This is a genomic window from Collinsella sp. AF37-9 (assembly GCF_003475115.1).
GTDB lineage: Bacteria > Actinomycetota > Coriobacteriia > Coriobacteriales > Coriobacteriaceae > Collinsella.
In genome coordinates this window covers 1-23,253 of the sequence record NZ_QROQ01000005.1, presented here as the reverse complement: position 1 = coordinate 23,253, position 23,253 = coordinate 1, and the positions used below count along the sequence as shown (strand labels likewise).

The following is a 23,253-nucleotide window of genomic DNA, read 5'->3' as shown; positions in this document are numbered from 1 at the left end:
TCGAAATCGCAACGGAGGTGCGCCCGGCAAGGGAACCGGGCGCACGGGAGGGAAAGCGAGCCTACTCGCCGAGCTTGGGGTGCAGCAACGACGGCGCAGCGCCGAGCAGCATCTTGGTGTAGGGGTCCTGGGGGTGCTGGAAGACCTGCTTGGCCTCGCCCTGCTCGACGATCTTGCCGCCATTCATAACGATGATGTCGTCAGAGATATAGCGGACCGTCTGGATGTCATGGCTGATGAACACCATGGCTAGGCCGAGCTCCTTCTTAAGGTCGGTCAGCAGGTTCAGAATCTGCGCGCGGACTGAAACGTCCAGAGCCGAGGTGGGCTCGTCGGCGATGATGGCATCGGGGTTCAGCGACAGGGCACGGGCAATTGCGACGCGCTGGCGCTGGCCGCCCGAAAGCTGGCCGGGAAGAACCTCGGCAGCGGAGCTGGGCAGACCGGTGAGCTCCAAGAGTTCCTTGACGCGCTCCTCCTGCTCGGCCTCGGTACCCAGGTTGTGGACGCGCATGGGGTCGAGCAGCTGCTCGCGAACGACCATGCGGGGGTTGAGCGCCGTGGCCGGGTTCTGGAACACGACCGAGATGACGCGACCCATGTGGCGACGGTCCTCGGCGGTACGCTTGGTAACGTCCTTGCCCTTAAAGTAGACCTTGCCGCTCGTGGGGGCCTGCAGGCCGCACATGACGTTAGCGGTGGTGGACTTACCGCAACCGGACTCGCCGACGATGCCGATCGTCTGACCGGGCATGAGCTTAATCGTTACACCCTGGACGGCGTGAACCAGGTTGGGGTGCAGAATCGAGCCGGTACGGGTCCTAAAGGTGACGTGGACGTCATCAAGGAAGATGATCGGCTCGACGCCGTTGACTGCGGTCTCGCTCATCTACATCACCTCCGCGTGAGGGGTCAAACCATTTGCCTTGAGCACCTCGTCGGGGAGCTCGGAATAGAAGTGCTCGGTGCCGGGCACGCGCTTGAAGACCGGACGGGTGTCCAGGCCAATACGCGGATGGCTCGAGCGGGGCGCGAAGCGATCGCCCTTGGGGAAATCGCGCGGGCTCGGAACGGCGCCAGGCACCTGGTGCAGGCGGCCCGAACCGCTCTCGATGGACAGAACGGAACCCAGAAGACCGCGGGTGTACTCGTGAATCGGGTTGGTGAGCAGCTCCTTGGTGGGCGCCTGCTCGATAACCTGGCCAGCGTACATAACCGTGATGTTGTGGGCGACCTCGGCGACCAGCGCCAGGTCGTGCGAAACGAAGATCATGGCAAAGCCGAGTTTGGCCTGAAGATCGTTGAGCAGCTTGATGACCTGCTTCTGGACGGTAACGTCCAGAGCGGTCGTGGGCTCGTCGCAGATGACCAGCTTGGGGTCGCGGGTAAGGGCCATAGCGATCAGGACACGCTGACGCTGGCCGCCGGAAAGCTCGTGCGGATAGCTCTCGAGCGTGCGCTTGGGATCGAGGCCGACGAGCTCCAGAAGCTCCTCGGCGCTGCGGGTTCCGCCGCGCTTAGTGAGCTGCTTCATCTGGGCAGAGATGAGCATGGAGGGGTTGAGCGAGGACAGGGCGTCCTGATAGACCATAGCGATATCGGTACCGCGCAGGCCGAACCACTCCTTCTTACTCATCTTGAGCAGGTCACGGCCCTCCCAGAGGACCTCGCCGGAAAGGTGCTCGTCCTCATCGGTCAGGCCCATGATGGCCAGCGTGGTGATGGACTTACCGCAACCGGACTCGCCCACCAGGCCCATGGTCTGACCAGGACGGACGTCAAAGTTGACATGGTCGACGACGTTAATATCACCGTGATGCTCAAACTGAATGCAGAAGTCACGGACCGAGAGAATCGGTTCGACAGACTCGTCGGGCACATGGCGATCGTCACGCTTGAGCTCGACATCGCGCAGGGCGCCAAGACGAGCGGAGAGGGACTGGGCCTGCTCCTTGTAGGCGCGAACGGGGTCGGAGACCAGCAGGTCGGCCTCGCGACGCTTGGAGGAATCGGTCGGATCCAGGGCGGCGGAGGGAGCAGCGGCCATGGCGTCGGTAATGCCCTCGGAGAGGATGTTGAGCGCCAGGCAGGTGATCATGATGGCCAGGCCCGGGAACAGCGCCTGCCACCAGCGGCCGGCGAGCACGCCGCCGCGGGCGTCGGCGAGGATGTTGCCCCAGGTAGCGGTGGGCTCCTGGATACCAGCGCCGATGAAGGTCAGCGAGGCCTCGAAGATAATGGCGTCGGCGACCAGGGTAACGGTGAAGACCATGATCGGGGCGATGCAGTTACGCAGAACATGCTTGATCAAAATCCACGGAGCCTTGGCGCCGGAAACGATGACCGCGCGGACATAGTCCTCGCCGTACTCGGACACGATGTTGGCGCGCACGATACGGGCAATCTGCGGAGTGTACATAAAGCCGATGGCGAAGATGATCGACGGCACGGAGTTACCCAGGATGGAGACGAAGACGGCCGCGAGGGCGATGCCCGGGATGGACATGATGATGTCCAAGATACGCATGATCGTCTCGGAGACGGCCTTGCGCGAAACCGCTGCAAGGGCGCCCACGACCGAGCCGCAGACCAGAGCCATGGCAGTGGCGCCAAAGCCGATAATCAGCGAGTAACGACCACCGTAGAGCATACGCGACAGAATGTCGCGACCCTTATCGTCGGTACCGAAGATAAATCCGTTGCCGGGAGCCTGGCGAGCCGTAAAGATCTCGACCGGGCTATAGGGGGCAAGAAGGGGCGCCAGAATCGCAGTCAGGGCGACCAGCACCAGCACGACGGCTGCAATCTTAGAAGACAGCGTCATCTTCTTCCAGCCACCGAGCTTGAGCCCCTTAGAGGCAGCCTTCTCGAGCTGCTCGGTTTGCTTCTCTCGAATCTTTACCATAATCTACACCGTCCTGATGCGCGGGTTGATGAGCAGGTAGAGCATGTCAACCACGATGTTGATGATGATGAAGGCAAGAGCAACGACGATGACGACGCCCTGAACCAGGTTCGCCTCGTTGCCCTGAACGCCCTGCAGAATCGCGGTGCCCATGCCGGGGAGGTTGAAGATAACCTCGATGACGACGGCGCCGCCCATGAGGTAACCGATCTTAAGACCGAGGGTGGTGACCGGGGTGATCAGCGCATTGCGAAGAACGTTGATGCCGACGACGACCTTCTCGGGAACGCCGGCGCCGCGAGCCATACGGACATAATCCTTGTCGAGCTCTTCGACCATGGCGGTACGCACGATACGAGTCATCTGGCCCGTCAGCGGAAATGCCAAGGCGATAGCGGGCATAATCATACGTCCCAGATAGCCAACCGGATTCGTGGTGAAGTGAGGCAGAGCACCCGATGCCGGGAGCACCTTAAGGTAGGAAGAGAACAGCAGGATCAACAGAACGGCAAGCCAGAACGACGGGGTTGCCAAGCCGGCGATGGAGAAGACGCGGATCACTTGGTCCGGCCATTTGTCGCGATACAGTGCCGCGATGACGCCGAGCAAAAACGAAACGACCGCACCGATGGCAAGACCGATGAAGGTCAGCTGCATCGTGACGGGCAGGGCCGTGGAGATGCGCTTGGCAACGGAGTTGCGAGCAGCACCATAGGTGCCCATGTCGCCATGGATCAAATCGCCCATATAGCGCACGTAGCGCACGGGCCAGGGGTCGTCCAGACCATACTTCTCATGGTACTCGGCAACCGCCTCGGGCGAGGCACCGTCACCCAACGCCGTGTAGGCGGGGTCGGTCTTGGAGAACGACATAAGGAAGAACACCAGGACGGTGACGCCCAATGCCATGATCGGCAGCGCCACAAGACGCCTTCCAATCAAACGTAGCAAGTTGTTCACGTTCTCTCCCCTTTCTTTTGTCGGTAGGACCAACTGGTATATGAGTACGGATACTCATTACAAGACCCGAGCGACATCGTTGCCGCCCGGGTCTTTGTTTCAACTATGAGGATGCGGTCCCAACGGCCGACATCCTGCATACAGACTCAAGCGAGTCTTACGCCTTGACGGTCGCAACGCCCCTGAAGGACATGCTCGTCGTGCCGATGCCCTTGAAGCCATCGAGGGCCTCGCCGTTGGGCGCAGTGGACGGATCGTCCCAGGAAGCGGAGACGGTCTTGACGTGGACAACGGGGTACAGAACGGCGTTGTCGGCAATGATGTCGAAGCACTCGTTCCACTTCTTCTGCTGCTCGTCGCCCTCAGCGGCAAGAGCCTCGTCCATGAGACCGTGGAGCTTCTGCCACTCAGCAGACTCCTTCCACGGGCAACGGGTCTGCATCCAGACGTTGTCGCCGTACCACCAGTTGAGCAGCAGGTCGGGGTCGGCGCCGAAGCAGGAAGGATCGCCAGGGGCAAGGAGGATATCGTAGGCCTCGCCGCCGTCGATGGCAGCGTAAGTGGCCGGCGAGGTATCGGTCTGGATGGTCACATCGAAGCCGAGAGCGTCGAGGTCGTTCTTGACCTGGGCGGCCATGCCCTTAATCTGCTCGTTGTCGGTGGTGCGCAGGGTGATGGCACCCGGGGTGATGCCAGACTCCTCGATGAGCTTCTTAGCCTTCTTGGCGTCGGTCTTGTACACCGTGGAAGCCTCATGATAGTTGGTGAAGCTCTTGGGCAGGTAGCAGCTGGCAGCGGTGGCAAGGCCGGCGAAGGTGTTGCTGACCATCTTCTCGGTGTCGAGCGCATACATGACAGCCTGACGGACCTTGACGTTGTTCCAAGGCTCCTTGGCGACGTTGAACATGATGAAGCGGGTGCCGAAACCCTGAACGTTATCGATCTTGCAGCCGGCGCTCTCGAGCTGGTCGACGGCGTCAGCGGTAACGAGCTCCATAACGAGCGTGGAGCCCTCCTGCTGAGCGGTAACGCGAGCGGTGGGGTCGGTCAGGATGCTGTACTGGATCTTCTTATCCTCGGCAGCGTACTCACCGTTGTACTCGGGGTTGGGAACCAGGGTGATCTCGGTATCGGAGATAGAGTCGTACATCCAGGGGCCGGAGCCGATCGGCTGCTTGGCGCGATCCTCCTCGGTCTGGGTGGCCGGGGTAACGCGGACGATGGCCAGACGATCCTTGAGCAGGGAGAAGTTGGGGACCTTGGTCTTGACCGTCACGGTGCTGGCGTCCTTGGCCTCGATGGACTCGAAGGGCTGGAAGAACGGAGCATAGGTAGCGGAAGCGGCGCAAGCGGTGTAGGAGGCGACGACATCGTCAGCGGTGACCTCGGTGCCATCGGAGAACTTGGCGCCCTTGCGGATGGTGACCTCGAAAGTGGTGTCGTCCACAGACTTGGGATCGTCGGTGGCGAGCTCGTTGAAGGTGCTGTAGTCGTGGTAATCGATGCCATAGAGGCCCTCGACGACGTGCCAGTTAGCACCCAGGCCCACAGCGGAGCCGGTGCTGGCGGGATCGAAGCTGGACGGAGCGTAAGCGGAACCAGCGGTGATCACGCCGCCGCCACGGTTGGCGGAATCGGTGGAGCCGGAAGCGGAACCCTCGTCGCTAGAGCTGCCACCGCAGCCAGTGAGACCAAGCCCTGCGACAGCAGCGACGCTGCCGGTGAGGCCGAGGAACGAACGCCTGGACATACCCTTGTTGATGATGGCCATGTCTTCTCCTATCAATAGAGAATCTTACTCGGGAGCACCTAGACTTGCCCCCGCGCAACTTGCGGACGATATATACCTTACCTACCGACGAACCCAACTGAGGTGCCGCGCTCGGCGACCGATACATACATACGCTTGAACGGTATTTACTACCGTTCACCGAATTCATTGACAAATGGTTAGCCAGACAGTATGTATCGACGAGGTGAGATATCAGTCTTCGTCAACCCGCAGGATAGCAGGGTTTTCACTTGGGTTAGTCAAACGTTTTAGCGTTAATAAAACCCGAAACCAGCAGGCAATCATGGCGAAATAAATGGTTGAAAATCGCGCAACCATGTATATCAGTTGTTTAGGCTCGTGTTTAGCTATCGGAATGGCCAGCCGCCGCCTCGGCGCGCTCGGCATTCCATGCAACGAGCGCCTCGTGAACCGCTTTGGCGACATCGGCAGGAATGCCTCGAACTTCGGCGATCTCTTGCTCGCTCGCCGCACGCAACCGCTTCATCGAACCAAAATGGCGCATAAGGGCACGTTTTCTGGTGGGCCCCACGCCAGGAACGTCATCGAGTACCGAAACCGTCATGGCCTTGTCGCGCAATTCGCGATGGAACGTGATAGCAAATCGGTGGGACTCATCGCGCACCTGTTTAATTAGATAGAGCGAAGCAGACCCGGTCGGCAGCACGACGGGAGTCTCGTCCCAAGGCACGAAAACTTCCTCATCGGCCTTCGCCAAGCCACAAACCGGTATATCGAGCCCAAGAGCCTCAAGTTGCTTGATCGCAGCGGTCAATTGCGGTTTACCGCCATCGACAACGAGCAAATCGGGGCGCGAGCCAAAGCGCTCGTCGGCCATGCGCTCGGGAGCATAGCGTCGTCCCAAAACCTCGGACATCGACACGAAGTCGTTTGCCTCGTCCAATTCGGCCTGAATTTTAAAACGACGGTACTGGCTCTTGTCGGCGCGCCCGTTGGTAAACACCACCATCGAGGCGACCGTAAAGGTGCCATGCAGTGTAGAGATATCGAAGCACTCGATACGCAGCGGCGGCGATGGCAGCGCCAACGCACTTTCGAGCTCCAGGAGCGCTTGATTGGTGCGGTCGTCAGCGTACCCCGTTCGCATCATGTAGCGCATGAGGGCATGGCGCGCATTTTTGGATGCCATATCGAGCAGACGGTGCTTTTCGCCACGCTGCGGCCTATGGAGATGGCAGGAACGCTCGCGCTTGCCCGCAAGCCACTCCCCCAGCGCCTCCGCATCCTCAAGCTCGACGGAAAGGTTGACCTCAGCTGGAATATCAGCCGTCTCGTCGTAATAGCGCTTAAGAAAGCCCGACTGGAGCTCTTCCTCGTCAACATCAAGACCCTTGTCGAGAATGAACTCGCAGGTGCGAACTGTTCGGCCCTCGCGAACGACGAAGACGCAAGCGGCGGAGATGGTCTCCTCGCGATAGAACCCGATGACATCGATATCGACACTGGAGGGAAAAACGACTTGCTGACGATCGTCCAGACCCCTGATGACCTCCAAACGACGTTTGACGCGTGCCGCGCGCTCAAAGTCGAGCGCCTCGGCGGCATCCGTCATCTCGGAGGTCAGCTCATCGACGACATCCTTGCGATGGCCCGACAAAAAGCGCTCGACACGCTTGACGTTCTTGGCATAGTCTGCCGGGGAAATCGCGCCGACACACGCACCCGGGCCGCGCCCGACATGGTAGTCAAAGCAGGGACGCCCGTTTTGCGCGCAAATCATATTGACGATGTCTTCCTCGCCCTTGTGGGACTCGACGATACGACGACAACGACGCCACTCCGCACAGGATGCGGAGCAGATGGGGATAACCTTGCGCAGCGTATCTATCGTCTCACGTGCCGCACGGCTATCGGTATAGGGTCCAAAATAGCGCGTTCCCGGCTTATGACGCTCACGCGTATATTTGATAGCGGGATACAGGTCGCCCTTTGTAATGGCGATAAAGGGGTAGCTCTTGTCATCCTTGAGGTCGACGTTAAAGTACGGATGGTACTGACCAATCAAATTGCGCTCGAGCACCAACGCCTCATGCTCGGTCTCCACCACGATATAGTCAAAGCTCGCCACCAGCTGCATCATCAGCGGGATCTTTTGACGCTCATCCTGCAGTGTCACGTATTGACGCATGCGGGCGCGCAGGTTTTTCGCCTTGCCCACGTAGATGACATCGCCCTTGGCGTCTTTCCAAAGGTAGCAGCCGGGCTGCGTGGGAACGCGCGAAACCTGCTCGGCAAGCGTTGGAATGTTGTCGTGACCGGCCACGCGCACCTACTTGCGACGAATCAGCGCCGAGACCTCGGGCATCTTAAGGACGACGGCAAGGCCAAAGGTAACAGCAAGCGAGACGACACCCGCAACGCAAACGTAGCCAAGAGTAATCAGAATCGAGCCGCCAAGTGCCCCGACAAAGTGCTCAAGCGCCCACATGACGCCGGCGCCTGCGGCAGCACCCAGGCCACCGAGCAAAAGGCCAAAGAACCCGCCATGCAGGATAGATTTGACCTGAAGACCACGCAGGCGACGACGCAGCCACCACAGCGAGCAACCGACCAAGATCACGTAGTCGACGACATACGAAAGCGCGATTGCCGGCATACCGAAGCCCAGCACAACGCCAAACAGCAAAACCGAGCCGGCCTGGCCGATGGCGGAATACAGACAATAGCGGCTATAGGGCTTCATGTCGAGCAGGGCAGAGAAGCTCTTCTGCATCAGCACGACCACGCCGTAGAGCGGCAGGGAAAGTGCCAGGTAGATAAGGAACTCCGACACCAGCGCCACACCGGACTCATCGAACTTGCCAGCGCAGTAAATCATGTTGAGCGGACGCGCGAAGACAATCAGGTACAGCGCGAATGGAATCAGGAAGAACAGCATCTGGGCGACGCCACGCGAAATGCCCGTGCGGACGCTGTCGTAATCCTTCTCCTGTGCGTCGTGAGAGAGCTCGGTATAGAGCGCCGTCGAAAGCGAGGCGGCAATCAGCGCGTAGGGCAGCGTGTACCACAGGCGCGCATAGGCGATGACGGAAGGACCAGTCTCGGGCTGGACCACCAGCGCAGCAGCGTTGGTGATAGAAGTCGAGACAAACATGCACACCGTGGCGAGCAGCGTCGGGATACCGAGCGCAATCGTCTGGCGCAGTGCGGGGTCCTTAAAGTCGATATGGATATGGGGATGCACGCCGTGCTTGCCAAGCGCGGGGATCTGACATGCCATCTGAACAAAGACACCGAGGGTCGTACCGGCCGCAATCAAGATGATGCCGGCACGTTCGCCAAACTGTGCGGACACGGGCGCAAAGCCCATAAAGCTCGCAATGACGATCACATTGTTGAGGACCGGGGCAAACGTCGACCAGAAGTAGTCGCGGTGTGCGTTGAGGACGCCCGAAAACACCGAGCCCAAACCATAAAACAGAATCTGGATGGCAAAGAAACGGAACATGAACGCAGCGGTATCCATGCTGCCGCCGTCACCCGAAAGAAACGATTGCGTCCAGATAAAGCCCGGGGCGAACACGGTCCCCAGCAACGAAATGCCACCCAGCACCAAAAGCAGAATACCGAGCAGGTTGCCCACGTACTCGTTAGAGGCCTCGCGACCCTGCTCACGCCTCACGCCCATGTACACGGGCAAAAACGCCGTCACGAGCATGCCGCCCATCACGAGTTCGTAGAGCATATTGGGCAGGTTGTTGGCGACCTGATAGGAAGACGAGAGCAGCGACATGCCAATAGCGGCCGCCATTGCCCACGTGCGGATAAAACCGGTGACGCGAGACACGATGGTCAGGATGGTCATAAGCCCGGCGGAACGACCAACCGTGGAGTAGTCCGACGAGCCCATGTCGTCAGTGTCATCTCGCGACGAAGAAGTTTCGGATGAGGGTGTCTGAGGCGCAGATTCTTCTGCAAAATGAGCTCCGCGCTTCAATTCTTCCTGCGGCATCGCTCAGTCCTCTCTCGTAATCGCGGCAACTGTCGCCCCGCAAAATGCAATTAAATCATCAGGTGCAAGCTCGAGCTGATAACCACGCTTGCCTCCCGAAATAAAAATGGTATCCCAAAGGACACATGTCTCATCAATGAGCGTCCGGTAACGTTTTTTCATACCGACCGGACTGCAGCCGCCGCGAACGTAGCCAGTCGCCGCAAGCAAATCCTTCACATGCATCATGGCCAAGGACTTCTCCCCCGCGGCACGCGCAGCGGACTTTAGATCGAGCTCGTCGGCAACAGGGATGCAGCACACGACGTGGTCGTTGGACGGCGTCACGCAGACCAAGGTCTTAAATCCTTGACCGGGCTCCTCGCCAAGCTGCTCCGAAATCGCGACCCCCAGGCCCGCCGACTCATCACCATCGTCTTCGTACGTATGTAGAACATAGGAAATGTCGGCGCTTTCCAGCTCGCGCATCGCATTGGTTTTTGGCGTCTTTACAGCCTTTGCCATGACATATCCTTTCCCTCGCATTCGGACGCAAGGATTAAGTATATGTCCAATTCGGCTGCATACGTCACTTCGACACAGCAAGCGCCATCGAATCACAAGGAGTCGATGGCGCCCATAAACTGAATCGCCTATTTATTGAGCATCAAGTTGAGCCTGACGCTCCCGGTCACGCCTGAGCAACGGCGCCAAAAACTTGCCCGTATAACTCTGCGGACAGTCCGCAACCTGCTCCGGTGTGCCCGAAACCACGACGGTTCCGCCGCCGTTACCGCCCTCGGGGCCCATATCGATCAGGCGGTCGGCAACCTTGATGACATCAAGGTTGTGTTCAATCACCAGCACCGTGTTGCCCGCATCGACCAAGCGCTGCAGCACATCGAGCAGCTGGCGGACGTCCTCAAAATGAAGGCCGGTCGTCGGCTCGTCCAAAATATAGAACGTCTTGCCCGTCTGGCGTCGATGAAGCTCCTTGGCGAGCTTCACACGCTGCGCCTCGCCGCCCGAGAGCGTCGTGGCGGGCTGGCCCAGGCTCACGTAGCCCAAGCCTACATCGTACAGCGTCTGGAGCTTGCGCTTAATCTGCGGGATATTCCCAAAGAAGGCCAGTGCCTCGGTGACGCTCATGTCGAGCACGTCCGAGATGGTCTTACCACGGTAGGTGACCTCGAGCGTCTCGCGGTTATAGCGTTTGCCGCCGCAGACCTCACAGGGGACATAGATATCGGGAAGGAAGTGCATCTCGATCTTAATTTGTCCGTCGCCCTTGCATGCTTCGCAGCGACCGCCGCTCACGTTAAAGGAGAAACGTCCCGGCGAGTAGCCACGCGCCTTCGACTCCGGCGTACTCGCAAACAGTGCGCGAAGATCATCCCACAGGCCAATGTACGTAGCAGGGTTGGAACGCGGCGTGCGGCCAATCGGCGACTGGTCAATGTCGATCACCTTATCGATGCACTCGATACCCTCGAGCTTTTTGTACGGGCCCACAGGACGCGTCGAACGGTGAATGGCATTCGTAAGCGCAGGCGCAATGGTGTCGGTAACCAGGGAGCTCTTGCCCGATCCCGACACGCCGGTAACAACCGTAAGCGTACCAAACTCGATCTTGGCGGTAACGTTTTTGAGGTTGTTGGCGCGGGCGCCCGTGATCTTAAGGCAGCCGCGACCGGGCTTGCGGCGTTCATCGGGAACCCGAATCATTCGCTTGCCGGTCAGGTAGGCACCCGTCATCGAATCGGGGCACGCCATGATATCGGCAGGCGTTCCCGCGGCGACCACGTGTCCGCCGTTCACGCCCGCACCGGGGCCCATGTCGACCACATAGTCGGCAGCACGAATCGTATCCTCATCATGCTCGACGACGATGACGGTATTGCCGATATCGCGTAGGCGCTCAAGCGTCTTGATCAGGCGCTCGTTATCGCGCTGATGGAGGCCGATCGACGGCTCGTCCAAAATGTACAGCACACCCATGAGGCCGGCGCCGATCTGCGTTGCCAGGCGAATGCGCTGGGCCTCGCCTCCGGAAAGCGTCGCCGAGGCACGGTCGAGGGTCAGATAGTCGAGTCCGACATCGACCAGAAAGCGCAGGCGCTCCAGGATTTCCTTAACGATGCGCCCGCCGATAAATTGTTGGCGCTCGGTAAGCTCCAGGCCCTCAAAAAACTCGAGCGACTCGCGGCACGATAGGCAGCAGACCTCGTAAATGGACTTACCGCCTACGGTAACGGCGAGCATCTCGGGGCGCAGACGAGCACCATGGCAACTCGAGCACGGCTCCTCGCGGATGTACTTCTCCAAGCGCGCCTTGGTGTTCTCATTCGTCGTCTCGGTATAGCGCTCGTACAGGATATTGCGCACACCCGAGAACTTGGTGTCCCACTGGCTGCGGCGCCCATCGAGCTTTTGATAGTCGACCGAAATCTTCTGGTCGCCCATGCCGTCTAAAAACGCGTGACGCACCCGCGGAGGCAGATCCTCCCACGGCGTATCGACGCTCACCTTAAAGTGTTTGCAGACCGCAGCGAAAATCTGCGGATAGTAGTTAGAGTTGCCAAACAGGCTGCCAAAGACCCCGTCGGCGATCGACTTCGAGGGGTCTTCGATTAGGGCCTCGGCATCGACCGTCTTCTTAAAGCCCAGGCCATCGCACTCTGGGCACGCGCCATAGGGCGCGTTGAACGAGAAATCACGCGGCTGCAGGTCATCAATGGAGTGTCCATGCTCCGGGCACGCCAGGGCCAACGAATACTCCAGCAGCTCGCCCTCGGTCCCCTCGGGAGCATCACGATCGGGCAGCATGTACACGTTTACATTGCCATGAGCCAGCGCAGTCGCCTGTTCAACGGACTCGGCAATACGGCCCAGCGAGTTCTCGCGAATCACGATGCGGTCGACCACGACCTCGATATCGTGCTTGAATTTCTTATCTAAATCGATAGGGTCATCAAGCGAGCGAACCTCGCCGTCGACACGCACGCGGCTAAAGCCCTCGGCGCGAAGGTCCTCAAACAGTTTGGTGTACTCGCCTTTTCGCCCGCGTACCACCGGTGCCAGCACAAACGCACGACGACCCTCTCCCGCCGCCAGGACCTTATCGGCGACCTGGTCGGTGGTTTGGCGCTCAATGACACGGCCGCATTCGGGACAGTGCGGGGTGCCCACACGGGCGAACAGCAGGCGCAGATAGTCATAAATCTCGGTTACGGTGCCAACCGTCGAGCGAGGGTTTTTAGACGTCGTCTTTTGGTCGATCGACACCGCCGGCGAAAGGCCGTCGATTGAATCCAAGTCGGGTTTGTCCATCTGGCCCAAGAACTGGCGCGCATAACTCGAAAGGCTCTCGACGTATCGACGCTGGCCCTCGGCATAGATAGTGTCAAATGCCAGCGAACTCTTGCCCGAGCCAGAAAGACCGGTAATGACCACGAGTTGGTCACGCGGAATGGAAACATCGATATCCCGGAGGTTATGCTCACGAGCGCCGCGAATAACGATAGAAGAATCAGACATGGAAGCTCCTTGCCTCCTATTGCATCGAATCATACTGCCGATGAGTTTAGCGCACTCGACGCGCACAGATGTTCGTAATACAAGATTCGCAGACCTTTAGCTTTGCGTATCGGGCGCTTTGTTTCTCGAAATGCCGTGGAAAGGTTACAGTAATCTAATACTGAACTTAATTTGCTGTACCAGAGGAACGTCCATGACCGAAGATATCCCCCTTGAAATCACTTCGAGCGACATGGCCAATCTGCCCATATTCGTCGCCGTCCTTATCGTGGCCGCCGTCGTCGTGCGCGTGTATTTTTCAATCAAACGCAACGAAAAGCCACCCATTGCCCGCGTCTTTTGGTGCGCGACGCTCCTCATCCCGCTCGGCGTGGTAGCTGCATGGGTTACGAATCAATTGCTCGTAAATGAGGGCAGCTCCCTATGGATCCTTTCTTATTCGGCGCTCGGTGCTGCCGCCGTCATGCTTCTTGTCGAGCCCTTGGTTTCGGGACTTATCGACCAAACCGACCTTGCGACGGGAACAGTTGCCTGTATTTGCCGTGACATCCTTGTCATCGCCGCTGTTTCAGCGCTCTCGTTCGTTTCACTCGAAATTGCCTGCAACGAAACGTTCTATCGCATTCCCGCCAACTCATTCGGGTTTTCCGTCGGGCTGCTCGCGACGGTTCTGCTCTCCCTTTATTTGCTGGGACAGCGTCATGGAGGCGTCATGGCCCTCGTGCCCATCGTCTGTTGCATCCTTGGCATTGCCGAGCACTTCGTCATAACGTTTAAAGGCGAAGCCATCCTGCCAAGCGATATCTTGGCCCTTGGCACCGCAATGGAAGTGAGCGAGGGATACGAGTTTACCTTTACCGCCGGAATCGTAACCTCTCTCGCCCTGCTGGAGATTTCCTTGGGGCTTCTTTCGCTCATCCGACCGCAAAAGCTCCGTACGCCCACCCATGTCTTCCCCGCTATCGCCGCTAACCTCTGTGCTTTTCTGCTAGTGACCGTTGTGGGGCTCTCAGGCTTTTCCAACATCGACTTGGAGCAGGCGCTGGATTTTGGATTTGACCGTTGGCAGCCCATCACCACGTATGCGTCTCAGGGTTTTATCACTTCGTTCACCGAAATGGTCAACGAGTTGCCCATTGAGAAGCCCGAAGACTATACGCCCGATGAGGCACAGAGCATCGAGCAGGAGCTCGCCGCCGTCTACGACAGCACATATGGCTCGAGCGAACAGCGCGCGGCGGCCGTTGCCCAGTTCAATGAAATCAAGCCGACGATTGTTGCCGTCATGAATGAGAGTTTTAGCGACCTTTCGTGCTTTGAGCAGCTCCAGGCGGCCGGGTACACCGGCCCCGCATTCTACAACTCGCTTCCCGACACACTTGTTCGCGGCACCATGCTCGCTTCGGTCGCCGGTGGCGGAACGGCGAACTCCGAATTCGAATTTTTGACCGGAGCGACAACGGCCTTTGTCGGATTAGGCAAGATCCCCTATCAGCTGTATCAGATGAATGGCGTAAACAGCCTGGCAAAAGACCTTAAAGAGCTTGGGTATACCACTACCGCTATACACCCGCAAAACCCCGTCAACTACCATCGAGATAAAATCTATCAGCAGCTGGGCTTTGGAGACTTTCTTTCAATCGGCGATTTCGAAGGTGCGCCCTATTACCATGCCGGCGTATGCGACTACGCCACCTACGACAAGATACTCGACTTGCTTAGAACCGACGAAGCGCCACAGTTCATCTTTGACGTCACGATGCAAAATCACGGCGGCTACGACTATGGCACCGTTCCCGCCGAAGAGCTGACAAACTATTGGGTCGAGGGAGCCAGCGAAGGCGCCAACAGCGCGCTCAACACCTATCTCACCTGCATCAACGCATCCGACCGGGACCTCGAGTACTTTATCAACGAGCTCCGCAATATCGGCAGACCGGTTGTTCTTGTCTTTTTTGGCGACCATCAGCCGAGCGCCGCAACGACTCTCAACGACGAGCTGTACCCTCAGGAAGATACGGCAAGCCACGCTTTCCGTATCTATCAGTCGACATATCTCGTCTGGGCTAACTATGAGATCGCCGGCAATACCGAGCTCAACGTCTACGACACCGTCGGGGCAAACGAGATTGCAGCCATTACCCTTAATAAGATCGGCGCTCCGCTCACCAATTACCAAAAGGCCCTGCTTGCGACAAGGTCAGATGTACCCACCATCAATGTCGCCGGCTATCTCGGTGCCGACGGGCTGCGCTACGACTTGGAATCGGAAGACAGCCCCTACGCCTCGACGATCGACAAGCTGCAGCGCATGCAGTACCTCGAGTTCGCCAGCAAAGTTCAGTAAGCCCGCCCATTCGCTTGGGCCCATCATATTGCAAGCGCGCTCGGCCCAAATGCATCGCAAATGACTCCCGCTCGCAAACGAGGGTACAATGACGCTCGTGTCACATCGCGGGGCCCCGGCCCCAGCATATACAAAGGAGTCATACATGGGTTGCAAACACGCACAGGCCGCCGGCGGACAAACGTCGCCATCGCAATTTGAGGAGAACACGCTGTCCGAGGTCAAGCGCGTCATCGCCGTGCTTTCCGGCAAGGGCGGTGTCGGCAAGTCGTTTGTCACCGGCGCCATCGCCACCGAGCTTGCCCGTCACGGCCACAAGGTCGGCGTCCTCGATGCCGACATCACCGGTCCCTCTATCCCCAAGATGTTCGGTATGAGCGGACGCCACGTCCATGCCCTTGGCAACCTTATGCTGCCCGAAATCTCCGAGCACGGCGTCAAGGTCATGAGCTCCAACCTGCTGCTCCAAAACGAGACCGACCCCGTCCTTTGGCGCGGTCCGGTCATCGCAGGCGCCATTAGGCAGTTCTGGAGCGAGACCTCGTGGGGCCCCATCGACTACCTGCTGGTCGACATGCCTCCGGGAACAGGCGACGTCGCGCTCACCGTCTTCCAGTCGCTGCCCGTCGACGGCATCGTCATCGTCACGAGCCCGCAGGATCTGGTCTCGATGATCGTCGCCAAGGCGGTCAACATGGCCGAGAAGATGAACGTCCCCATTCTGGGCATTGTCGAGAACATGAGCTATATTGAGTGCCCCGACTGCGGCAAGAAGATCGAGGTCTTTGGCAAGAGCAAGCTCCCCGAGGTCGCAGAGCGCTATAACCTCGACATCTTGGGCCAGCTTCCCATTAATCCGGTACTCGCCGAGGCCTGCGATAAGGGCGAGGTCGAGACCGCGCTGCCCGATGGCATGTTGCCCAAGGCAGTCTCTGCCGTCGAGGCTATTACCCCGCACGAGACCGACGAGGCCTAAGTGAACGCGAGCGCCATCTATGACGTCTTGGTAATCGGCGGCGGGGCTTCAGGCCTCGCCGCCGCCATTACGGCCGCACGCGCTGGCAAAAGCGTCTGCATCGTTGAGCGCGATGTCGCCTGCGGCCTCAAGCTCCTTGCGACCGGTAACGGCCGCTGCAACCTCTCCAACGAATCGATTGATCCTCAGCGGTATAACCACCCCGCATTCGTCGAATCCGTCATGGGCCCCCAGCCCGAACAAGAGCTTATGGGTTTCTTCTCCTCGCTGGGCATCATGACAACCTCCGAGGAAGGCCGGCTGTACCCGCGCTCCCTTCGCGCCGAATCGGTGCGCGACGCACTTCTCAACGCTTGCGACCGCCTAGGTATCACCTTAATCTGCGGAGCCAACGTTGCCTCGGCGCGCAAAGCTTCCGAAGGCTGGGCACTCCAAATAGACCGTCCAGCGCGGGCGCTCAAGGCAAAAAAGCACGACGACCGAAAATCGGAGCTCCGCTCGCTTCGGAAGGCGCTCGCCGATGTCCCTCGCAAGAACGAGGCCCTGCAGGCACATGCCGTAATTATCGCCACGGGCGGCAACCCCACCGGTATCGCCGATATGTTTCGCTTCCCCCTCACTTCGCTACGCCCCGTCCTCTGCCCCGTATCGGCAACGGTCGTTGGCGATCGGGCAGCGCTCAAGACGTTGGATGGCCTGCGCGTCCGCGCCCGCTTGACGCTCGCCCGCAATCATAATGAGCTCTGGCACGAAGACGGTGAAGTGCTGTTTCGAACCTTCGGTATCTCGGGCGTCGCTGTCTTCAACCTCTCTCGTCGTATCCAGCACGGCGATACGATCCTGCTCGACGTTTTCCCCGACCTCTCCAAAGACGAGTTGCTCGATATGCTCAACCGGCGTGTTGAGCTGCTCGGCGGCTTTTCGCCCCGTGATCCCCGTTGGCTCGACGGCATGCTCGCCCCGCAACTCTCCCGCGTCGTCTGCACAGCGTTCGAGCAGTGCCATCCAGGCTCCAACGATGTCATCCACCTGGTCTCGATCCTCAAACACTTTAAGTTGCTCGTCGAAGGAACAGCCGAGGAGCGCTCAGCACAGGTCACGCGTGGTGGCATATCTGTCGAGAGCATCTCAACACCCAGCCTACGCGCGCGCAGCGTTGTCGACGCCCCGCTTTACGTCTGCGGTGAAGCGCTCGACATCGACGCCGATTGCGGAGGCTTTAACCTTGCGTGGGCCTGGATCTCGGGCATTCGCGCTGCAAGCAGCCTGTAGCCGCGCAGTCTATAATCAAAAATGCATTCGGGCCGTCTGGGATACCGGACGGCCTCTTTCTTGCCTCTAAGGAGACCTCGATGATTGAAATCACCCAAGTCAACGCGTCGCTCGATGAAGCCGGCGATGAAAATGCCTGTCTCATTGTTGGCAAGCGAGTCGCCAAGCGCGTCCTACGTTGCAAGGACTCCGAGATCAAGTCCATCGAGCTCCACCGCAAGTCAATCGACGCTCGCAAAAAACGAGACGTCCATTTTATCCTGAGCTTTCGTGTTGAGCTGACTAGTCCCCACCTCGAGCGAGAAGCGGTCGACAGCGTTGCCGAGCGTGACCGCTCGCGCGTACGCGCGATAGAAGACGATGAGCCTTCATTCCCCTCCCCCGCCTCCGACGCACCTCAAGAACGCCCTGTCGTTGTCGGCGCCGGATGCGCCGGCCTTTTCGCTGCGCTTACGCTCGCCGAAGCAGGTCTTAAGCCCTTGCTCATCGAGCGCGGCGACCCGGCATTTCGCCGCTCGCAGGCGATCGACCTCTTTCTAAAGGAGCGCATCCTCGACCCCGAGAGCAATATCCAGTTTGGCCTGGGCGGCGCGGGGACTTTCTCGGACGGCAAGCTCAATACGGGAACCAAAAATCCCGCCCATCGCCTTATCCTCGAAACCTTCGTCGAGGCGGGTGCGCCCCGCGATATTCTGTGGGATGCCAAGCCGCACATTGGCTCCGACATCCTTCCCACGGTTGTCACCGCTATATCCCAGCGCATCGAGCAGCTCGGAGGTGTCGTCCGTTATCGAACGAAGCTCGTCGACATTCGCATCGACGCGTCTGGCGCCATCACCGGTATTGATGTCCAATCGTCCCAAGACGCCGCTTACGAGCCAATTGAGACAAAGCACCTCATCCTCGCCTGCGGGCATTCTGCTCGCGATATTTTTAAGCTCCTTAAGGACCACAACGTGGCCCTCGCACAAAAGACCTTTGCCATGGGCGTTCGCATCGAGCATCCGCAGCGCGACATCGACCGAGCCCAATATGGAGCCTCGGCGGGACATCCAGCGCTCGGGGCGGCCCCCTACAAACTTGTTGCCCATCTTCCCAACGGCCGCAGCGTGTTCTCGTTTTGCATGTGCCCCGGCGGGCAGGTTGTCGCCGCCTCTTCCGAGCAGGGCCACCTGTGCGTCAACGGCGCCAGTCTCAATGCCCGCGACGGACGCAACGCAAATGCCGCCCTGCTCGTTAACGTCACACCCGAGGACCTTCCCAACGATGACCCGCTCGCCGGCATCGAGCTCCAGCGTGCCTGCGAGGCGGCCGCCTATCGCCTGGGCGGTTCCAACTGGAACGCACCGGCACAGCTTGTCGGAGATTTCCTCGCAGGACGTGCCAGCAAGGCGCCCGGAAAGGTAAAGCCCACCTATCCGCTCGGTGTGACCTGGACGGCAATTGACGAAGCTCTGCCGCAGCATATCGTCGAGTCGCTCCGCCTGGGACTTCCCCTACTCGGAAAAAAGCTACGAGGCTACGACCGCCCCGATGCCGTTCTTACCGGCGTGGAGACTCGTTCGAGCTCACCGGTCACTGTCACCCGAGACCGATCGTGCCATGCCGTGTCGACCCCGGGCCTCTACCCTTGTGGTGAGGGAGCTGGATATGCCGGCGGCATCATGAGCGCCGCCACCGACGGCATTCGTTGTGCCGAAGCCCTGATCGCAGACCTCTAACGCACGAATTCCAGCGCGCAAAAGACACAGGCCCCAAGCTCCACAGGGAACTCGGGGCCTGTTCACTATTTCTTAAACCGTGCACCCTGGCGTTTTCTGCCCGATGCGAACGTGGAACCCTTGCGGGCCTGCGAACGTAAACGCTCAATCGTCTCGTCCTCAGACGCACCCTCGAGCATCGCCCGAATCTGAACGACGGCATCGCGCAGGCGCGCCGCCTCCTCAAAGTCCATGGCGGCAGAAGCGTTACGCATATCCTCTTCCATGGTTTCGACGATCCGCACAAGCTCGTCATGCGGCAGTTCTTCCAACTGCTCCGCAAGTGTCTGCTCGGGCGCCACCGTTTCCGGCACGCCACCCTCGCCCGACTCATCGGGCGTATAGAATGCACCATGTCCAAGAGAGTCGCCCTTCGAGCGCCCCTTGGAACCCACGGTTTTTTCGGCCTCGGCAATAAAACTTGAGATGTCGTTGATGGCCTTGCGCACCGTCTTTGGCACAATGCCATGCTCTTCGTTATATGCCATCTGAATCTCGCGACGGCGCTGCGTCTCCTCGATGGCCTCTTTCATCGAATCGGTCACAACGTCCGCATACATGATGACTTCGCCATCGGCGTTACGGGCCGCGCGGCCAATCGTCTGAATCAGCGAACGGCGGTTGCGCAAGAAGCCTTCCTTATCGGCATCGAGAATTGCCACCAGTGAGACCTCGGGAAGGTCTAGGCCCTCGCGAAGCAGGTTGATGCCAACGAGAACATCGATCTTGCCCTCGCGCAGCGTTCGCAGGATCTCGACACGGTCCATCGTCGCTGTATCGGAGTGCATGTAATTGACCTTAATGCCGGCATCAAGCAGATGGTCGGTCAGGTCCTCGGCCATGCGCTTGGTGAGCGTGGTCACCAGCACGCGCTCCTTGCGGGCAACGCGCTCGCGAATCTCGTCCTCAAGATCGTCAATCTGCCCACGAACCGGACGCACATCGATCTTGGGGTCGAGCAGACCGGTCGGACGAATAATCTGCTCCACGTCGTTTTGGCTCACCCGCAGCTCGTAGTCGCCCGGTGTGGCCGAAACATAGATAAACTGGGGTATCCTTGCCTCAAACTCATCGAAACGAAGCGGGCGATTATCGAGTGCCGAGGGCAGGCGAAAACCGTGTTCCACCAGCGTTACCTTACGCGAGCGGTCACCTTCGTGCATACCGCGAATCTGCGGCACCGTCACATGGCTCTCATCGATGATGCAGAGCATGTCCTTAGGAAAGTAATCGATCAGGGTAAACGGCGGCTCACCCGGCTTGCGACCGTCCAGATGACGCGAGTAGTTCTCGATGCCGTTGCAAAAGCCCATCGTCTCGAGCATCTCAAGATCATAATCGGTGCGCTGCTGCAGACGCTGCGCCTCGAGCAACTTGTCGGTTGCCTTGAGCTCCGCCACGCGCTTCTCGCACTCTTCGCTGATCGATTTCAGAGCGGCCTTGACCTTGGGTTTCTCAGTCACGTAGTGGGATGCCGGCCATACGGGGATGGCCTCGTACTCACGAATCATCTCGCCGGTGACCTCATCGATCTCAGCAATAAGCTCGACCTCGTCACCAAAGAACTCAAACCGCAACGGATGCTCGGCATAAGGCGGATACACGTCGACAACATCGCCGCGCACGCGGAACGTGCCGCGCGCCAGGTCATAGTCATTGCGATCATATTGAATGTCGATCAGTGCATGAATAAAGTCATCGCGCTCGAGCGGCACCTTCTTGTCGACGTTTGGAGCCAGACCCGCATAGTCCTCAGGAGAGCCAATACCATAGATACACGAGACTGATGCGACAACGATCACATCGCGTCGAGATAGCAGCGATGCGGTCGCCTGATGTCGCAGCATCTCGACCTCTTCATTAATCGAGGAGTCTTTCTCGATATACGTATCGCTTTGCGGCACATACGCCTCGGGCTGATAGTAGTCGTAGTACGAGACGAAGTAGACCACAGCGTTGTTGGGAAAGAACTCTTTGAGCTCGCTCGCAAGCTGAGCGGCGAGCGTTTTATTCGGAGCCATGACCAGCGTCGGCTTTCCCAGGGCCTCAATAGTCTTGGCCATCGTGAAGGTCTTGCCCGAACCAGTCACGCCCAGCAAAACCTGATAGCGGTCTCCGTCCCTCACACCCTGCACAAGCGACTCAATGGCTTCAGGCTGAGAGCCTGCAGGGTCATAGGGAGACACGACCTTAAACGGCACGTCAGAGCCTTCAACGCCAAAGCGCTTAAGTTCACCACCAACGCGTTCTACTTCAAATTCCGCCATGGATACTCCTAACTCATACATCTGCAGTATACGCAGGCGGTAGGCTTAGTCCTATACGAACCAATCGGGATAGAGAGTCTTATAGCGAACCCAGGCATTATTGACACGAATCAGATACGCCTGCGTCTCGGGAAAGGTGATTGCATTATGAAGCGACGTACTCTGCTGCGCCCATCCGTCGACATTGCCCATGCCGGCGTTATAGGCGGCAATGGCACTGTCAGTCGACCCGTTAAAATACGTTAGAAGATATGAAAGATACGCACAGCCAAACTCGATGTTCGTAGCGGGATCGTTAAGGTTGTCGGCTGAATACTCGTTACCATCGACAAGACCCTTGGCAATCATATCGTGTGCAGTCTCGGGCATCAGCTGCATCAATCCCCGAGCGCCTTGATTCGACTCCGCCTCGGAATCCCAATTCGATTCCGACTTTATGACGGCACACACCAGATACGGATCAAGATTGTGCGAAATGCTCGATTGCTTTACGTACGCCTCGTAGTCAATTGGATACAAAGGCTTAAAAAAGGCGGCAGGGGCATTCGAGTAGACGAGCGAAATAAGGCCGAAGGCGAACACGACGGCAAGTGGCGCCACTCGATACCACGTAAAGAAACGTGTCTTAGGCATCGGCATCCTCCTGATTCGCAGTGTCTATAAACCCATGGCATGCAAGCCATGAGTCAAGCTGCTCAAAGAGCGAATTATCGCCTGCGGCATTATCAATCACCGTTGTAGCGAGATTGCACAGCGCAGACTCGTCGGGCTGGCAAGCAGAACGGGCATCGAAATCAGATGGCTCCATGCCACGCTGAATAGCACGCTCGCGACGAACTGACAAAGGGGCGCTGATGACCAGAATTTCATCAGCCAAGCCAAATGCATCCTCAAAACCAGTCGGAGCAGAAACCTCGACCACCGCAAAGGGATAACGGGGGGACGAAACCGTGCAGCAAACCGGATCAAGAATCCTCAGTGACAGCTGCTCAATGAGAACGGGGTGCACAATGCCATTGAGCCTCGCGACCGCATCAGGAGAAACAAAAGCTCGAGAAGCGAGTATGTTACGGCGAACGCCGCCCTCCTCGTCCAAAATATCCCAGCCAAATTCTTCCGCGAGGGCATTGACGATATCGGAGCCTGGCACATACAGTGATTTGGCAAGTTCGTCCAGATCGATGAGCATGGCGCCATGAGATTCGAGATAGCGGCAGGCAGTCGACTTACCCGAAGCAATATTGCCCAAGACAAAAACGGTAAACATCAAGTCCTCCCTAACGCCAATGGGAGTTATTATCGCGCAAATACAAAAGAAGGACTCAAAATACAGCCAAACAGTAAGACAAGCTAAAAGAAGGCGAGTTCTTGTATTACAGCTCTCTATAAAACGCAAAAAAGGGGGAGGCCGCGAGGCCTCACCCTTCTTCAAGTCATCCGACGGCTCGGTGCCGTCCACCGGTCAGCGGCGCCCTGGCCTCCCAC

15 protein-coding genes are annotated in these 23,253 nt (G+C 58.6%); 4 read left to right on the top strand and 11 right to left on the bottom strand.

The window, feature by feature from the left end; translation table 11 throughout:
- Positions 1 to 61 precede the first annotated feature (61 nt).
- The 8 genes from DW024_RS02630 to uvrA all read right to left on the bottom strand — a co-directional run bounded on the left by DW024_RS02630 (position 62) and on the right by uvrA (position 13,146).
- The gene (locus tag DW024_RS02630) at positions 62 to 889 is read right to left on the bottom strand and encodes an ABC transporter ATP-binding protein (protein ID WP_117635937.1); all 828 of its coding nucleotides are present in this window, start codon (positions 887 to 889) and stop codon (positions 62 to 64) included.
- Complete coding sequence (locus DW024_RS02625; protein ID WP_099431432.1) at positions 890 to 2,905, bottom strand: dipeptide/oligopeptide/nickel ABC transporter permease/ATP-binding protein; 2,016 nt, start codon at positions 2,903 to 2,905, stop codon at positions 890 to 892.
- Between the two features lie 3 nt (positions 2,906 to 2,908).
- Entirely contained in the window at positions 2,909 to 3,865 is a 957-nt protein-coding gene (locus DW024_RS02620; protein ID WP_035138896.1) for an ABC transporter permease, read from the bottom strand.
- Between the two features lie 157 nt (positions 3,866 to 4,022).
- Positions 4,023 to 5,636: an ABC transporter substrate-binding protein gene (locus DW024_RS02615; protein WP_035138897.1), complete on the bottom strand. Its 1,614-nt coding sequence runs from the start codon at positions 5,634 to 5,636 to the stop codon at positions 4,023 to 4,025.
- A 364-nt stretch (positions 5,637 to 6,000) separates the two neighbouring features.
- On the bottom strand, positions 6,001 to 7,941 hold the full coding sequence (gene uvrC / locus DW024_RS02610; protein WP_369834733.1) for an excinuclease ABC subunit UvrC: 1,941 nt from the start codon (positions 7,939 to 7,941) through the stop codon (positions 6,001 to 6,003).
- A 6-nt stretch (positions 7,942 to 7,947) separates the two neighbouring features.
- Entirely contained in the window at positions 7,948 to 9,528 is a 1,581-nt protein-coding gene (gene murJ, locus DW024_RS02605; protein ID WP_117564878.1) for a murein biosynthesis integral membrane protein MurJ, read from the bottom strand.
- Positions 9,529 to 9,633: 105 nt separating this feature from the next.
- On the bottom strand, positions 9,634 to 10,134 hold the full coding sequence (gene ybaK / locus DW024_RS02600) for a Cys-tRNA(Pro) deacylase (protein WP_117855078.1): 501 nt from the start codon (positions 10,132 to 10,134) through the stop codon (positions 9,634 to 9,636).
- 132 nt (positions 10,135 to 10,266) lie between these two features.
- On the bottom strand, positions 10,267 to 13,146 hold the full coding sequence (gene uvrA / locus DW024_RS02595; protein ID WP_118376903.1) for an excinuclease ABC subunit UvrA: 2,880 nt from the start codon (positions 13,144 to 13,146) through the stop codon (positions 10,267 to 10,269).
- Positions 13,147 to 13,339: 193 nt separating this feature from the next.
- On the opposite strand from uvrA, the gene DW024_RS02590 reads away from it, so the two are divergent.
- From DW024_RS02590 to DW024_RS02575, 4 genes are all read left to right on the top strand, one after another.
- Entirely contained in the window at positions 13,340 to 15,493 is a 2,154-nt protein-coding gene (locus tag DW024_RS02590; protein WP_158572148.1) for an LTA synthase family protein, read from the top strand.
- A 145-nt stretch (positions 15,494 to 15,638) separates the two neighbouring features.
- Positions 15,639 to 16,469, top strand: coding sequence for an Mrp/NBP35 family ATP-binding protein (locus DW024_RS02585; RefSeq protein ID WP_117798284.1), 831 nt, complete (start codon positions 15,639 to 15,641; stop codon positions 16,467 to 16,469).
- Positions 16,470 to 17,741, top strand: coding sequence for an NAD(P)/FAD-dependent oxidoreductase (locus DW024_RS02580; RefSeq protein WP_199576912.1), 1,272 nt, complete (start codon positions 16,470 to 16,472; stop codon positions 17,739 to 17,741).
- Positions 17,742 to 17,821: 80 nt separating this feature from the next.
- Complete coding sequence (locus DW024_RS02575; protein ID WP_118376901.1) at positions 17,822 to 19,462, top strand: NAD(P)/FAD-dependent oxidoreductase; 1,641 nt, start codon at positions 17,822 to 17,824, stop codon at positions 19,460 to 19,462.
- Between the two features lie 65 nt (positions 19,463 to 19,527).
- Here DW024_RS02575 and uvrB read toward each other — a convergent pair whose 3' ends face one another.
- The 3 genes from uvrB to coaE are packed head-to-tail and all read right to left on the bottom strand — an operon-like array spanning position 19,528 to position 23,035.
- Complete coding sequence (gene uvrB, locus DW024_RS02570; protein ID WP_118376900.1) at positions 19,528 to 21,768, bottom strand: excinuclease ABC subunit UvrB; 2,241 nt, start codon at positions 21,766 to 21,768, stop codon at positions 19,528 to 19,530.
- Between the two features lie 51 nt (positions 21,769 to 21,819).
- Positions 21,820 to 22,401 carry a lytic transglycosylase domain-containing protein gene (locus DW024_RS02565; protein WP_118376899.1) on the bottom strand — a complete coding sequence of 194 codons (582 nt, stop codon included), beginning with the start codon at positions 22,399 to 22,401 and terminating at the stop codon, positions 21,820 to 21,822.
- Positions 22,394 to 23,035 carry a dephospho-CoA kinase gene (gene coaE, locus DW024_RS02560; RefSeq protein WP_118376898.1) on the bottom strand — a complete coding sequence of 214 codons (642 nt, stop codon included), beginning with the start codon at positions 23,033 to 23,035 and terminating at the stop codon, positions 22,394 to 22,396. The genes DW024_RS02565 and coaE overlap by 8 nt, the downstream gene beginning before the upstream one ends.
- Positions 23,036 to 23,253: the final 218 nt, after the last annotated feature.

What these genes read in the sequence shown, in the direction of transcription:
- DW024_RS02630 (WP_117635937.1), bottom strand. Translation starts at nt 889, where the DNA reads ATGAGCGAGACCGCAGTCAACGGCGTCGAGCCGATCATCTTCCTTGAT.
- DW024_RS02625 (WP_099431432.1), bottom strand. Translation starts at nt 2,905, where the DNA reads ATGGTAAAGATTCGAGAGAAGCAAACCGAGCAGCTCGAGAAGGCTGCC.
- DW024_RS02615 (WP_035138897.1), bottom strand. Translation starts at nt 5,636, where the DNA reads ATGGCCATCATCAACAAGGGTATGTCCAGGCGTTCGTTCCTCGGCCTC.
- murJ (WP_117564878.1), bottom strand. Translation starts at nt 9,528, where the DNA reads ATGGGCTCGTCGGACTACTCCACGGTTGGTCGTTCCGCCGGGCTTATG.
- ybaK (WP_117855078.1), bottom strand. Translation starts at nt 10,134, where the DNA reads ATGGCAAAGGCTGTAAAGACGCCAAAAACCAATGCGATGCGCGAGCTG.
- uvrA (WP_118376903.1), bottom strand. Translation starts at nt 13,146, where the DNA reads ATGTCTGATTCTTCTATCGTTATTCGCGGCGCTCGTGAGCATAACCTC.
- DW024_RS02590 (WP_158572148.1), top strand. Translation starts at nt 13,340, where the DNA reads ATGACCGAAGATATCCCCCTTGAAATCACTTCGAGCGACATGGCCAAT.
- DW024_RS02585 (WP_117798284.1), top strand. Translation starts at nt 15,639, where the DNA reads ATGGGTTGCAAACACGCACAGGCCGCCGGCGGACAAACGTCGCCATCG.
- DW024_RS02575 (WP_118376901.1), top strand. Translation starts at nt 17,822, where the DNA reads ATGATTGAAATCACCCAAGTCAACGCGTCGCTCGATGAAGCCGGCGAT.
- uvrB (WP_118376900.1), bottom strand. Translation starts at nt 21,768, where the DNA reads ATGGCGGAATTTGAAGTAGAACGCGTTGGTGGTGAACTTAAGCGCTTT.
- DW024_RS02565 (WP_118376899.1), bottom strand. Translation starts at nt 22,401, where the DNA reads ATGCCTAAGACACGTTTCTTTACGTGGTATCGAGTGGCGCCACTTGCC.
- coaE (WP_118376898.1), bottom strand. Translation starts at nt 23,035, where the DNA reads ATGTTTACCGTTTTTGTCTTGGGCAATATTGCTTCGGGTAAGTCGACT.